This window comes from Anaeromyxobacter terrae, assembly GCF_022690685.1.
Classification (GTDB): Bacteria; Myxococcota; Myxococcia; order Myxococcales; family Anaeromyxobacteraceae; genus Anaeromyxobacter; species Anaeromyxobacter terrae.
Genome location: NZ_JALCYY010000035.1, coordinates 41,340 through 54,352, shown reverse-complemented (window position 1 = coordinate 54,352; position 13,013 = coordinate 41,340). Strand labels below are relative to the sequence as shown.

At 73.5% G+C, this 13,013-nt stretch carries 13 protein-coding genes; 6 read left to right on the top strand and 7 right to left on the bottom strand.

From position 1 onward, the window contains the following. Positions 1 to 180 precede the first annotated feature (180 nt). The 6 genes from nrfD to MNY62_RS16095 all read right to left on the bottom strand — a co-directional run bounded on the left by nrfD (position 181) and on the right by MNY62_RS16095 (position 4,543). Complete coding sequence (gene nrfD / locus MNY62_RS16120) at positions 181 to 1,392, bottom strand: NrfD/PsrC family molybdoenzyme membrane anchor subunit (protein WP_242345209.1); 1,212 nt, start codon at positions 1,390 to 1,392, stop codon at positions 181 to 183. Continuing rightward, positions 1,392 to 2,186 (bottom strand): 4Fe-4S dicluster domain-containing protein, encoded by a 795-nt coding sequence (locus tag MNY62_RS16115; RefSeq protein WP_242345208.1) that lies wholly within the window; start codon positions 2,184 to 2,186, stop codon positions 1,392 to 1,394. Before MNY62_RS16115 ends, nrfD begins: the two co-directional genes overlap by 1 nt. Positions 2,187 to 2,198: 12 nt before the next feature. Then, a complete protein-coding gene (locus tag MNY62_RS16110) occupies positions 2,199 to 2,660 on the bottom strand; it encodes a cytochrome C (RefSeq protein WP_242345207.1) in 462 nt (153 codons plus the stop codon). A 12-nt stretch (positions 2,661 to 2,672) separates the two neighbouring features. Further along, a complete protein-coding gene (locus MNY62_RS16105; protein ID WP_242345206.1) occupies positions 2,673 to 2,936 on the bottom strand; it encodes a hypothetical protein in 264 nt (87 codons plus the stop codon). A 507-nt stretch (positions 2,937 to 3,443) separates the two neighbouring features. Beyond that, positions 3,444 to 3,665, bottom strand: a complete 222-nt coding sequence (locus MNY62_RS16100; protein WP_242345205.1) for a hypothetical protein — start codon at positions 3,663 to 3,665, stop codon at positions 3,444 to 3,446. A gap of 53 nt (positions 3,666 to 3,718) precedes the next feature. Further along, a complete protein-coding gene (locus MNY62_RS16095; RefSeq protein ID WP_242345204.1) occupies positions 3,719 to 4,543 on the bottom strand; it encodes a hypothetical protein in 825 nt (274 codons plus the stop codon). A gap of 166 nt (positions 4,544 to 4,709) precedes the next feature. Here MNY62_RS16095 and MNY62_RS16090 point away from each other — a divergent pair, with 166 nt between their 5' ends. The 4 genes from MNY62_RS16090 (at position 4,710) to MNY62_RS16070 (ending at position 10,141) form a co-directional block, all read left to right on the top strand. Beyond that, positions 4,710 to 7,025, top strand: a complete 2,316-nt coding sequence (locus tag MNY62_RS16090; protein ID WP_242345203.1) for an efflux RND transporter permease subunit — start codon at positions 4,710 to 4,712, stop codon at positions 7,023 to 7,025. 162 nt (positions 7,026 to 7,187) lie between these two features. Then, positions 7,188 to 7,472, top strand: a complete 285-nt coding sequence (locus MNY62_RS16085; protein WP_242345202.1) for a hypothetical protein — start codon at positions 7,188 to 7,190, stop codon at positions 7,470 to 7,472. Positions 7,473 to 7,726: 254 nt separating this feature from the next. Continuing rightward, positions 7,727 to 8,398 carry a BON domain-containing protein gene (locus MNY62_RS16080; protein WP_242345201.1) on the top strand — a complete coding sequence of 224 codons (672 nt, stop codon included), beginning with the start codon at positions 7,727 to 7,729 and terminating at the stop codon, positions 8,396 to 8,398. A 321-nt stretch (positions 8,399 to 8,719) separates the two neighbouring features. Next, complete coding sequence (locus tag MNY62_RS16070; RefSeq protein ID WP_279426687.1) at positions 8,720 to 10,141, top strand: 3-deoxy-7-phosphoheptulonate synthase; 1,422 nt, start codon at positions 8,720 to 8,722, stop codon at positions 10,139 to 10,141. 254 nt (positions 10,142 to 10,395) lie between these two features. Here MNY62_RS16070 and MNY62_RS16065 read toward each other — a convergent pair whose 3' ends face one another. Continuing rightward, a complete protein-coding gene (locus MNY62_RS16065; RefSeq protein ID WP_242345200.1) occupies positions 10,396 to 10,977 on the bottom strand; it encodes a hypothetical protein in 582 nt (193 codons plus the stop codon). Between the two features lie 67 nt (positions 10,978 to 11,044). Between MNY62_RS16065 and MNY62_RS16060 the strand changes: the two genes are divergently transcribed. Then, positions 11,045 to 11,452, top strand: a complete 408-nt coding sequence (locus tag MNY62_RS16060; RefSeq protein ID WP_242345199.1) for a DUF4870 family protein — start codon at positions 11,045 to 11,047, stop codon at positions 11,450 to 11,452. A gap of 350 nt (positions 11,453 to 11,802) precedes the next feature. Next, on the top strand, positions 11,803 to 12,999 hold the full coding sequence (locus MNY62_RS16055) for an acetate/propionate family kinase (protein ID WP_242345198.1): 1,197 nt from the start codon (positions 11,803 to 11,805) through the stop codon (positions 12,997 to 12,999). Positions 13,000 to 13,013 lie beyond the last annotated feature (14 nt).

Sequence of the window (13,013 nt, the reverse complement as noted above, 5' to 3'; positions counted from 1 at the left end):
GGCGGCGCGCGCCCGCGCCTCCGCCGGCGCGCCCTCCAGGGCCGCGAGGCGCTGCTCCAGCCGACGGAGCCGCTCCTCCGTCGCCGCGTGCCTCGCCTCGAGCTCCGCCAGCCGATCCGTCACGGGCGCCTCCCCGGTCGAGCGAGGACCGCCGGGCCCGTCCCGGCGGCCTCGCGCGCGTCAGGCCGTGCGGCGCGCGGGCTCCGCCGCGGGCTCGTGCCTCGGGTCGCTCGGCGCGGCCGCGGGCTCGATGGGCAGCACCCGGTCGAACACCCACAGGAGCACGAACGGCAGGACGAACAGCGCGATCGCGACGATGACCCCCTCCCGGCCGAAGAGCGACGGCTGGTAGCCGGAGCGCAGGCCGCGGAACGACTTCGAGAGCAGCTGCCCGCCGATGACGACGTTCCAGCGCATCGAGAACACCTGCACGAGGAGGAGCAGCGAGGCGACCGAGGCGAGCGTGTTCCGCACCCGGTCGTGCAGGTACGCGTTCATCGTCACCACGATCGCGAGGAGGATGAACGGGACGAGGCTCCCGCCGATCATCTGGACGGAGATGAAGGAGAACTCGAGCCGCGTGGTGAGGAGCTGCGAGATGATGTGCCAGGCGTCGGAGTTCTCGTAGGCGAGCAGCACGATCTCGAGCAGCTCGAGGGTGACGGTGAGGATGAGGAAGAACCAGAGCCAGCGCGCCATCGCCTGCACCGTCTCCCGCTCGATCGGGCGCCGCCCGAGCTTGGCGGTCACCTGGTAGAGGAGCACGAGCAGCGCGATCCCGGACACCGCCGCCGAGAGCAGGAAGATGACCGGCATGAGCGGCGTCGACCACCACGGGTTCGCCTTGATCCCGCCGAAGATGAAGCCGACGTAGCCGTGCAGCATGCACGCCGCGGGCAGGCCGAACGCGGAGAGGAGCTTCACCGCGCGGTGATCGATCTCGAGCGCCTCGGGCGAGGTGTCGTAGGTGCCGAGCGCGAGGGCGGCGTAGAACACGCGCTTCACGCCGCGGCTCCGGCGCGCGGTCTCGATGATCTCGCGCCGGTACACGAACCAGACCTCGAGCAGCAGGATGACGAAGTACCCGGAGTAGAGCAGGCCGAAGCCCGCCATCGCCGAGGAGAAGTGCGGCGTCACGACGACGTTGAACGCGCGCTCGGCGTGGCCGAGGTGGAGGTTCAGGGGGAAGGTCGCGATGGCCATGAAGCAGAAGGAGGTCGCGAGCGCGAGCCGCGCCACCGGCTCGAACTCCTTCTTGCCGAAGAGGTGGTAGAGGGCGGTGACGATGAACGCTCCCGCCACGAAGCCGGTGATGTACGGGTACATCACGATCATCAGGCTCCAGTGGACGTGCACGTCGTTCGGGAACGCGTAGCCGCTGATCTCCGGCATCACCGCACCTCCTTGTCGAGGCCGAGGTAGAAGCACTGCGGCTCCGTGAGCAGGTGCGGCTGCAGCACGCTCACGCGGCCGTGCGCGATCGCGAGCCGGACCGGATCGTCCTCGCGGCGCATGTCCCCGAACTGGCGCGTGCCGGTCGGGCAGACCTCGACGCAGGCGGGCTTCAGGCCCTTCGTGACGCGGTGGTAGCACCAGGTGCACTTCTCTGCGGTGTGCGTCGTCGGCGACAGGAACCGGCTGCCGTAGGGGCACGCCTGGACGCAGTACCCGCAGCCGATGCAGCGCTCCGCGTCCACGAGCACGAGGCCGTCCTGCGTGCGGTACGAGGCGCCGACCGGGCAGACCTGGACGCAGGGCGTCTCCTTGCAGTGGTTGCACATCTTCGGGACGAAGAACGACTTGGTCGGCGTGAACGGCGTCTGGATCGGGGGGAACCCGTCGAGCCCGCCCTTCGGCGAGTCCACGTGCGAGGCCTCGGGCGAGACGACGTAGCGCTCCACCCACGTCCGGAAGAAGCCGTCGGGGACGCCGTTCTCGGCCTTGCACGCGCGGACGCAGGAGCCGCAGCCGATGCACTTCTCGGTGTCGATGAGGTAGGCGTAGCGGTGCTGCGTCCAGTCGTAGCCCTCCGCCACGGGGCCCTCTCCGAGCGCGGGAGCGCCGGCGAGGAACACGAGCACCCCGCCGCCGAGGCGGAGCGCGTTCGAGAGGAACTCCCGGCGGCCGACGGGCTCCGGCGCCGGCTGCGGAGCGGGTGCGGGGGCGTCGCTCTGGGTCTCGTCCATCGTGGCCTCCTGTCAGAGCTTCGGGGAGTGCGGCGCGTGGCAGTCGATGCAGGCGGTCCCCTCGACGCCGCCCTGGTGCTGGGCGAGGACGATCTGCGGGAACGCGGCGGGGCGGCCTTCGATGCGGCGGTGGCACCGCGCACAGAGCGTGAACGACCGGTCCACCGGCATCGCCGCGATCCTGGCGCCGTCCTGGACGTGCCTCGCGAGCGGCGCGTGGCACACCTCGCAGCCCACCCTGCGGTGCGCGCCGGCGGCGACCGCCTTCAGACGCTCCGCGTGGCACGCGCCGCAAGACGCCGAGCCTCCGTGCTGCGGCGGCCGGATCGCGGCCTGCTCCGCGACGTTGTCGAAGCGATAGGGGCCGTAAGCGCCGTACGACTTCGGCACGAGGAAGGTCCGGCCGACCGAGAAGATCACGACGACCACGAGGAGCAGGAACAGGACGCGGAAGACGTGTCGGGCGGATTCCATTGCGCCTCCTCGCTACGGCGGGTCGAGCGGCTCGAGACCGAACAGCCAGCGCATCCAGCGGGCGCGACGCGCGCGCGGCGGCGGCTCGGGCGCGCGCCCGAGCGGCTCGGCGGCGAAGAGGAGCCGGAGCCAGCCACGCCGCGCGCGCGGCGACGCCTCGGGGTCCCGCTGGAGCGGCTCGGGCGCGAGGAGCGTTCGCAGGAGGCCGCGTCGGCGGCGCGGGGCGAGCGCGGGAGCCGGCGGCCCGAGGCGCTCGACCGCGAAGACCTTGCGCAACGACGAAAATGTCGCAGCCCAAAATTGCGTCACGAATCGAAGGCAACCACAGTCCCGCACCCCGCCGCAATGTGCCCCGAATTAGCTATCTGCCCGCGAACCCAGGCTTTCAGGCCTTTTCTCGACGACGCATCCGACCGAATTCACGACGGTCTCGAAGGAGCGGGGTGCGCGTTTGAGCGCAGGTCTCAATTGATAGCCGTCAATGGTCGCACGCCTTCGAGGCATGGACAGGGTCGCGCAGCAGGCGCTCACTCGCACTGACCGCGAAATCTCCCGCGGCAGGAACGGAGGCCACGATGCCCTTCGCATCCGTCGTGCGGAACGCCTGGCGCGAGCATGGGTCCGACTACGCGCTGGTCCTCGCTGCGCTCGTCGCGCTCCTCGGGAGCGCGATGCTCTTCTTGAGCTTCTGAGCGGTCCCGCTGCGCCATCGCCTGGCGGCCTCGCTGGCGCTGGCGTCGGGCGAGGGCTTCGCCCGGCGATCGGTGTCGGGATCTCGCGCGGTCAGCCGCGGGCGGGGTCGCGGCGGAACGCGCGTGGGCCGCGCAGCAGCCGCGCGGGGAACATCAGGACCGCCCCGAGGAGCGCGAGCACGCCGTCCACCGCGACGCCGAGGATCCGGAACGGCAGCACCAGGATCCAGACGAGCGGATAGAGGAGCAGCGCGGCGAGCGCGAGCGGCCAGCACACGACGAGCAGCACGAGCCAGGCGAGGAAGGTGAGCATCGGTTCACGACGCTACGCGTGGGCTCCGCCGATATTTCGTGGCGCGGAGGTCGCTACGGGGTCTCCCGCGACGCAGGCGCCTGCGCCGCCCCGGCGAGCAGCCGCCGCGCCTCCGCGACCCACTCCGGCGCGTCGGGGTCCCCCGACGCCGCGCGCTTCTCCGCGAGCGAGAGCGCCGCTTCCGCGGCGGCGCGGCCCGCCTCGGGGTCGCCGCTCGCGGCGAGCGCCTCCGCGAGCGCGAGCGGGTTCGGCGGGAACTCCGGGGCGCGCTCGGCGGCCTTCCTCGCCTCCGCGAGCCCCGCCTCGGGATCACCCGGCCCGAGCGGCCACCCCGGCGCCCGCAGGAGCAGCAGCGCCAGCACGCGCTCGGGCCCCGCGTCGTCGAGCATCGGATCCCGGGCGGCGGCGCGGCGGAGCCGCTCCACCATGAGCTTCAGCCCCTCGGCGGCCGTGCTCCTCCGCTCGCGCGCCTGGATGCCGAGAGCGAGCGCGAGGGCGTACGCGCAGCGGGCGTCGTCCGGCGCGCGCGCCTCGCAGAGCTGGCCGAGGTCGACCGCGGACTTCGCGAGCCGCGCGCGCTCCTCGGCGGAGCGCTCGTGCTCGGCGAGCCAGATCTCGGCGCGCACCGCGCCGTAGTACCCCTCGACCGCGCCCGGGTTCGCCTGCGCGGCCTCGCGGTAGAGCGCCTCGGCCCGGCGTACCGCGGCAGGATCGGGCCTGCGCGCGAAGGCCGCGTCCGCCTCGGCGAGCAGCCTCGCCGCGTCCGTCGCCGCCCCTGCCCCGCCGGGCGTCGGCGGGAGCGGCGCGGGTCTCCGGAGCGCCTGCGCGCATCCGGCGAGCGCGAGGCCGAGGAGGATCGCGAGCGAGACGGCGCGCACCCCGGCACGGTAAGCGCGCGGCCCTCTTTCCGGAACGTCATGAGCGAGGCGAGCCCGGTGGGGTCGCGACACCCAGGGTGTCCGCTTCCGCACACGCGGCCCCTCGCCGCGGCGCGACCGGGACGGGACCCGCGGCCCGGGGGGGCGCGGTGCTAGGCTCCCGCGGATGCCCCGCTCGCGGATCGAGCGCGTCTTCGGCGCGATCGTGGCGCTCCGCGTCCCGATCCTCCTGCTGTACGCGCTCGGCGTCCCCGCCGCCGCCTGGCTCGCCGCGGGGATCCCGTCGGAGGGCGCGATCGACCGGCTCGTCGTCCCCTCCGATCCGGACTTCGTCGCCACCCGCGAGCTCCAGCGCATCTTCCCCGAGCGCCCGACGCTCATGCTGCTCCTCGAGGCGGACGAGCCGTTCCGCCCGCGCACGCTCGGGCAGGTGGCCGCCGTGGAGGACGCCCTCCGGGCGCTGCCGGGCACGACGCCCGTCTCGATCCTCGACGCGTTCGCGCGGGCGCGCCCAGGCCCTGCTCCGGCCCACGATCCCGCGGCGGCCGAGGCGCTGCGCCGGTTCGCGAGCGGGACGGGCTTCTTCCGGCGGCAGGGGCTCGTCGGCGATCGCTTCCTCGGCCTCGCGGTGACGTTCGAGGCGGCGACGCCCGCCGCGCGCGACGCCGCCCTCGCCCGCATCGACGCGGCCGTGGAGGGGGCGCGCGGCGACGCGATCACGGGCGTGCGCCGCGTGGGCGGACCCTACGTCGACGCCTTCATCGAGCGCGAGTCGCGCGAGGCCTCCCGGCGTCAGTTCCCCGCGTTCGGGCTGCTCGTCGTCGCGGTCGCGCTCTTCCTCTACCGCTCGGTGCGCGCGCTCGTCGCCATCCTGCTGACCCTCGCCGCGGCGGTGGCCCTCGCGACCGCCGCGGGGCGGCTCCTCGGATTCCCGTTCACGATCGTCTCGACCCTCGTGCCGCTCACCGTCCTCGTGACGACGCTCGCCTCGCTCGTGTACCTCCACTCGCGGTTCGTGGACGCGCCCGAGGGAGTTCCGGCGGACCGACACCAGCTCGCCGCGCTCGCGAACAAGCTCCTGCCGGTGACCGCCTCGAGCGCCGCCGCCGTGCTCGGCTTCGCGGCGCTCGCCGTGTCCCGCATCCGGCCGGTGCGCGAGATGGGGATCTGGACCGCGACCGGGCTCGCGATCGCGTGGGGGGTGGTCTTCACGCTCTTCCCAGCCCTCCAGCGCGCGCTGCGGACGCCGACCCGGCAGACGGTCGAGATCCGCGCGCGCCTGTACGACCGGCTCTCGGCGGCGCTCCCGGGGTTCACCTGGCGGTGGCGCTGGCCGCTCGTCGCCGGAGCGCTCGGCCTCGCCGCGGCCGGGCTCGTGGCCCTGCTCGGCCTCCCGGGCCGGCTCGCGCCGATGGGGGTCGGGCTCGACGTGCTCGAGTACGTGGATCCGGCCTCGCCCGTCCACCGGGACATGGTGTTCTTCCGGCGGCACGTCGGGGGGCTGAACGTCGCGCGCCTGTGGGTGCACACGCCGGCCGGTGCCGTCACCGATCCGGAGGTGCTCCGGTCGCTCGACCGGTTCACCCGGCGGGTGGAGGCGATCCCCGGCGTCTCGTCGGTGGTCGGGCCGACCTCGATCCTGCGGCTGCGTCGCTACGCTGCGGGCGAGGGCGAGTCGCTCCCGGAAGATCCGGCGGCGTTCGCCGCGGCGGTCGCGGATCTCGAGCAGCTCCTCCTCGCCGGGCCCGAGCTCCGCGGCTTCGTCGACGTCGGGACCCTCGCGAACGCGCAGCTCACCGTGGTGTTCGAGCGCGGCGACGGGCCCGGCGTGGCGGCGCTCACCGGCGCGGCGCGCGAGGCGTGGGGCCGGACCGTCGCGGAGGCGCCCGCGCTGCGCGGCGCGGAGCTCCGGGTCGTCGGGGAGTCGATCCTCGCCGGGAAGGTCGGGGCGAGCCTCGTGCCGACGCTCACCGAGAGCTTCGCGATCACCGCCGCGCTCATCTTCGCCGCCTTCCTCGTGGTGTTCCGGTCGGCCTCGGCGCGGCTCATGGCGATGATCCCGTCGGTGTTCGCCATCCTCGTCACGTTCCTCGCGATGCGCCTCGCGGGCGCGTCCCTCAACGTCGCGACGATCCTCGTCGCCACGACCGTGCTCGGGACCACCGAGAACGACCAGATCCACTTCTTCCACCATCTCAACGAGGGCGAGGGGACGGGCGGGCTCGACGGCGCGCTCCGCCACACGCTCGGCGTCTCCGGCCGCGCCATCGTCTTCGCGACGCTCATCGACGCCGCGGGCTTCCTCGCGCTCGCCCTGTCGAGCTTCCCGCCGCTCCGGCAGTTCGGGATGGTCACGGCGGGCGCGTTCCTCCTCGCCATGCTCGCCGACTTCACCGCGCTGCCGGCGGCGCTCTGGATCGTGCGCCGCGAGGCACCGCCGCCCGTCCGCCCTCGAGACGTGACCGGCCCGATCACGCTGTGACCGCGCCGGCGGGCTCCGGCGCCCTCCGCGCGCGCGTCGACAGCGGCATTCGCTGGCGGAGCCGCGCTTCCCGGCGACGGCGGAGCGCGGCACGCGCGCTGCAATCCGTCCAGGCCACACCCAATGCGCGCGCTCGCGCGCCCTCACGAAAGAGACCCCATCATGAAGCTCCGCATCCTCACTGCCCTCGCCGCGCTCACGCTCTCCCTCGCCGTCCCCGCAGCCGCCTCCGACGTGTTCCCTCCGCACGCGGGCTCTCGCGACGACGCGAGCTACGGGGACATGCCCCGCGCCTCGTTCGGAGTCGAGCTGCCGCGGCCGGACGGACGGCTGTCCCTCGCGAGTTCGGGCGATGACGCGAACTACGGCACCTCGCGCGAGGCGACCGCGCCCGCCGCGCAGAAGGTCGAACGCGTCCAGGTGGCCTCCTGCTCGTGCGGCCGCTGAGCGACGAGGCGCGGACGCCAGCCGACCCATCCGGCGGAGCGACGCCGGAGTCGGGCGGCGGGGCGGCCACGCGGGGGAAGCCCTCGGGAGCGCCCCGTCTCGTGCGCTCCGCTCGCCGCCGCCGGGCGTAGCATCGACTCGCGCACGCCGCCTCGGCGAGGGCCGCAGGCGAGGCGCGGGGAGCGGCGGTGAGAAGCCACGAGAGCGGGGAAGCGGGGGACGGGCTCGGCGCCGTCCGGGTAGCCCTCGCGTCCGTGCCAGGCGTCGATCTGCTCCGGCACCCCATCGCGCTCGCGCTCGAGCGCGGGGTCCTCGTGATGGAGGGCGAGGTCGCGGACGCCGGCGCGAAGAAGCTCGCGCTCTCGCGCGCGGCCTCCCTCCCCGGGATCCACCACATCGTCGACCGCCTGCGGGTGGCGCCGGCGCGCCACATGAGCGACGCGGAGATCCGCGACCACCTGCGCGACGCCCTCGGCTCCGAGCCCGTGTTCAACGGCTGCGCGGTCCGCATCTCGTCCGGCGCTCCGCCGATGAGCGGAGGGGCCGCGGGCCCGCGCCCCGCGATCGACGGGAGCGTCGAGGGCGGCATCGTGACGCTCGCGGGCGAGGTGCCGAGCCTCGGTCACAAGCGGCTCGCCGGCGTCCTCGCCTGGTGGATCCCGGGGACGCGCGACGTGGTGAACGGGCTCGAGGTCGCTCCCCCCGAGCGCGACGGGGACGACGAGATCACGGACGCGGTCCACCTCGCGCTCGACAAGGACCCGCTGGTCGACGGCTCCCAGGTGGCGGTGACCACGCGGCGGGCGATCGTGACGTTGGGTGGATCCGTCGCGTCGGCCGAGCAGCGCGAGATGGCGGAGCTGGACGCGTGGTTCGTCTTCGGCGTGGAGGGAGTGGCGAACGGGATCGCGGTGCGGCCGCCCTGACCGCCGCCGCCCGGGCGCGCCCTCGCCGGCCTGGGATCGGTGCGCGATCGAGCGCTGGGGGGGCGCCCCCACCGCCCGGTGGTTGTGCAACGCGACGCGGCCGGATATGGTGGCTTCGTGATCCTTCGGTTCGTGAGCGCGTATCGATTTAGCAGCCCCCCGCCCCGGCCTGGGCGCTGGGTGGGCTCCTACGCGTAGCGAAGGACCCTCCAGCACCATCGAGATCGCTCGGGCCTGGACGGGGGGGACGCTTCGCTTCCCAGCTCACGCCTCACGCCGTCCGCCTCCCTGACGGCCACCTCCTCCGCCCGAGGGTTCACCGTGAACGACGATCAGAAACCTGGAAGCTCGCTGCCGGACTGCATGACCCTGCGCGACGTGCGCGCGTCCATCGACGATGTCGACCGACGCATCGTCGCGCTCCTCGCCGAGCGCCGCGGCTACGCGCTCCAGGCGGCGCGCTTCAAGAGCGCCGCCGACGGCGTGAAGGACCCCGCGCGCGAGGAGCAGGTCGTACGGAACGTGCGCTCGCTCGCCCTCGAGGAGGGCATCGAGCCCGAGCTCGTCGAGACGCTCTATCGCGACATGATCGCGGGCTTCGTCCGCGTGGAGCTCGCCTCGGCGGGGCACCGCGGCCCTCCGGTCCTCGAGAACCTGCACGTCGCCGCGTTCGACGCGATGCTGCCGCCCGAGGAGGTGAAGCTGCGGATCCCGGTGTCGGAGCAGGCCGCCCGGACCGTCGCCGAGGGGCGCCGGACGGTGGAGGCGATCCTCGACCGGCGCGATCCGCGGCTCGCCGTGGTGGTGGGCCCTTGCTCGATCCACGACACCGCCGCCGGGCTCGACTACGCGCGGCGCCTGCGCGAGCTCGCGGACGAGGTCTCCGACACGCTCTACCTCGTCATGCGCGTGTACTTCGAGAAGCCGCGCACCTCCGTCGGCTGGGAGGGGCTCACGAACGATCCGCGGATGAACGACTCCTTCCAGGTGAAGGAGGGCATGGAGCTGGCGCGGCGCTTCCTGCTCGAGGTGGCGGAGCTCGGGCTGCCCACCGGGACCGAGGCGCTCGATCCGATCGCGCCCCACTACCGCGGCGACCTCATCACCTGGACGGCGATCGGCGCGCGGACGAGCGAGTCGCAGACGCACCGGAACCTCGCGTCCGGGCTCTCGACGCCCATCGGCTTCAAGAACGGCACCGACGGCGAGGTCGAGGGCGCGGTGAACGCGATCCTCTCGGCGGCGCGGCCCCACGCTTTCCTGGGCATCAACGACCAGGGGCGCTCGTCGGTCATCCGCACCCGTGGCAACCGGTACGGCCACCTCGTCCTGCGCGGCGGCGGCGGCCGGCCGAACTTCGACAGCGTCTCGGTCGCGATCGCCGAGCAGGCGCTCGCGAAGGCCGGTCTCCCGCAGACGCTCGTCATCGACTGCTCGCACGCGAACTCCTGGAAGAAGCCGGAGCTCCAGCCGCTCGTGATGCGCGACGTCGCGAGCCAGATCCGCCAGGGGAACCGCTCCATCGTGGGCGTCATGATGGAGAGCTTCCTCGAGACCGGCAGCCAGCCGATGTCGGCGGATCTCGCGCAGCTCAGGTACGGGTGCTCGGTGACGGACCCCTGCCTCGGCTGGGACGGGACGGTCGAGGCGCTGCGCGAGGCCCGCGCGCTCCTGCGCGACGTGGTGGACGAGCGCCGTCAGGCGGGAGCGCCGGCTGCCGCGAAGCGCGCCACCGCGACGTAGCGGCCGCTCGCGATTCGCGAGCCCGCCGGTCCGGGCCGTCGGCGTCCCCCGGCACGACGCCGGGGCGCAGCCCGCAGGGAGGGGCCCCGTCGCGAAGCGACGGGGAGGGACGCAGTCCCTCCCGGCGGGGAACGGTCGCGAACCCGCGCAGCGGGCGCGACCGTTCACGGGCCCCGCCGAACAGGGGTGGGGCCCCGACGACGGCGGGCCAGCCGTCGGCGGGGCGGGGGCGCAGCCCCCGTGAGATCAGCGCATCACTTACGGTGCGCCAGGCCGCCGAGGTACTTCTGGTAGTCCCCGCCGGGCGGGGCGATGAAGAAGGTGACCTCCACGACGTCCCCGCCCCTCTGCTCGTAGACGAGCTTGAACCGCGGGCCGGGCGCCGCCTCGGACGACTCGAAGATCGCCCTGCCCGGCTCCGCCCGCACGCCGTACTCGATGACGTGACCCTCGTCGTCCCAGTAGGTGGCGCGGAGCCCGGACGGTGCGGGGGAGAGGACCATCAGGTCCTCGTGCTTGGCGCCCTGCTTCGCTCCCGGTCGCGGCGCGAACTTGGCGCGCGCGTGCCGGACGGCGACGTGACCGTCGAGGCCGAGCGAGAACGAGAAGCTCCCCGCCGTCTGCTCACCGGGCTTGCCGCTGCCCCTGCTCGCGACCCAGTCGCCGAGCAGGAACCGCACGCCCGCGAAGGGATCCCCTGCCGGTGGCGCCGCGAGCGGGAGCGAGGGGAGCGCGAGCAGGCACAGCAGGGAGACGGCGAGCTTCATGAAGAGTCCCGGTGCGAGGAGGGCTGGGGCGGGGTCGACGGCGGTCGCGGGCGACTCTACTGCCTCCACGGGCGCGCCTCACCCTTTCGAACGAATGGGCGGGCGACAGGCGGCGCGGAACCGCTAACATCCGGGCATGTCCACCTCGTCCAGCCCGGAGGCGTCGATGGAGCCCACGCCCAGCACCGCCGCACCCGCCGCGTCGGCCCAGCAGATCGCGAAGGCGGAGTCCATGGCGAAGCTCGTGTACGTCCTGTACCTCGCCTCGCTCGTCGTGGGCGTGACCTCGCTCATCGGCGTGGTGATCGCGTACGTGTACCAGGGCGACGCGCCCGAGGGCCTGCGGACGCACTTCCGGCTGCAGATCCGGACGTTCTGGATCGGCCTCCTCTACGCGTTCCTGGGCGTGCTCCTCTCCCTCGCCGGCGTCGGGCTCGTGCTGCTCGCGTTCGTCGCCGTCTGGCTCATCGTGCGCTGCGTGAAGGGGCTCCGGTACCTCGATCGGCGCGAACCGTACCCCGTCGCCGGCACCTGGCTCTGGTAGGGCGAGGCGCTCCTCCGGAGGAGCGAGGCGCGACCGCGCGGGCGCTCCGCGATTGATTGCGATCAATCGGTCGCGCAGGCGAGGCGGCGCCCCCTCCGCGTCCCCAATCCCTCGGGTCGCCCGATTGCGGGGCGACGCAATGCGTCGTCCGCGCGAGGGATGCGGAAAATCCGGGAACGACCTCTTGCGCGCGTCGATCGCGATGTGCGAATCGTGTGAGTCCGAAGCCATCGAGTCGTCCGCGAGGCTTACGGGTCCCGGATCAATGTCGTCCATCCTCGTCGCGTCCCTCGTGCGGGGCGCGGCCGAGCCGGTGTCGGCTCGTGGATCCCGTACCGCGGAGGCTGCCCTTGAACATCCTCGTCCTGAACTGCGGCAGCTCGTCGGCGAAGTTCGCCGTCATCGACTCGACCTCCGGCCTGGAGCGGATCTCCGGGATCGCCCAGCGCCTCGACTCGGCGCACGCCTCGCTCGACTGGAAGCTCGAGGGCCACAAGCACACCCGCGACCTGCACCACGCCGACCACGACACGGCGCTGCGCGCGGTGGTCGAGCTGCTCCGCGGAGTCGGGCTCGCCGAGGGGCTCGCCGGCGTCGGCCACCGCGTCGTGCACGGCGGCGCCCGCTTCTCCGGCTCGATGCCGATCACCGAGGAGGTGGTGGCGAAGATCCGCGAGTGCATCCCGCTCGGCCCGCTGCACAACCCGCCCAACCTGCGCGGCATCGAGATCTCCCAGGAGCTCTTCCCCGAGCTGCCGCAGGTGGCGGTGTTCGACACCGCCTTCCACCAGACGATGCCGCCGCGCGCCTACCTGTACGCGGTGCCGTACGAGTGGTTCGAGCGGCACGAGGTGCGGCGCTACGGCTTCCACGGCACGAGCCACCGCTACGTCTCGGAGCAGACGGCGCGGCTCCTCGACCTGCCGCCGGACGACCACTGCCTCGTCACCGCCCACCTCGGCAACGGCTGCTCGCTCGCGGCGGTCCGCGACGGGAAGAGCGTCGACACGACCATGGGGCTCACGCCGCTCGACGGCGTGGTGATGGGCACGCGCTCCGGGTCGATCGACCCGTCGATCATCGCGCACATGAAGAAGGCCCTGCACCGCGGCGCCGATCACGTGATGGACCAGCTCAACAAGCGCTCCGGCCTCCTCGGCATCTCCGGCCTCTCGAACGACATGCGGACGCTGCAGGACGCGGCGTCGAGCGGGCACGAGCGCGCCGCGCTCGCCATCGAGAAGTTCTGCTACTCGGTCGCGAAGGCGGCCGCGGGGATGGTGGTCTCGCTCGGGCGGCTCGACGCCCTCGTCTTCACGGGCGGCATCGGCGAGAACGCCACCCTCGTGCGCGCGAAGGTCGTCGAGCTCCTCGGCTTCCTCGGGGTCGTCCTCGACCCCGAGCTGAACGCCGTCCACGGCAAGGGCAACCGGGGCGTCATCACGCGGCCCGGCGGTCCGCGGGTCATCGTGGTGCCCACGAACGAGGAGCTCATGATCGCCATGGACACCGCCCAGATCGTCGGCGCCAGCCGCTGCGCCGCCTGACCCGCTCCCCTCCT

Excerpts from the sequence above, each read along its gene's own strand:
- MNY62_RS16115 (WP_242345208.1), bottom strand. The coding sequence starts at position 2,186 with ATGGACGAGACCCAGAGCGACGCCCCCGCACCCGCTCCGCAGCCGGCG.
- nrfD (WP_242345209.1), bottom strand. The coding sequence starts at position 1,392 with ATGCCGGAGATCAGCGGCTACGCGTTCCCGAACGACGTGCACGTCCAC.
- MNY62_RS16110 (WP_242345207.1), bottom strand. The coding sequence starts at position 2,660 with ATGGAATCCGCCCGACACGTCTTCCGCGTCCTGTTCCTGCTCCTCGTG.
- MNY62_RS16060 (WP_242345199.1), top strand. The coding sequence starts at position 11,045 with ATGTCCACCTCGTCCAGCCCGGAGGCGTCGATGGAGCCCACGCCCAGC.
- MNY62_RS16090 (WP_242345203.1), top strand. The coding sequence starts at position 4,710 with ATGCCCCGCTCGCGGATCGAGCGCGTCTTCGGCGCGATCGTGGCGCTC.
- MNY62_RS16100 (WP_242345205.1), bottom strand. The coding sequence starts at position 3,665 with ATGCTCACCTTCCTCGCCTGGCTCGTGCTGCTCGTCGTGTGCTGGCCG.
- MNY62_RS16085 (WP_242345202.1), top strand. The coding sequence starts at position 7,188 with ATGAAGCTCCGCATCCTCACTGCCCTCGCCGCGCTCACGCTCTCCCTC.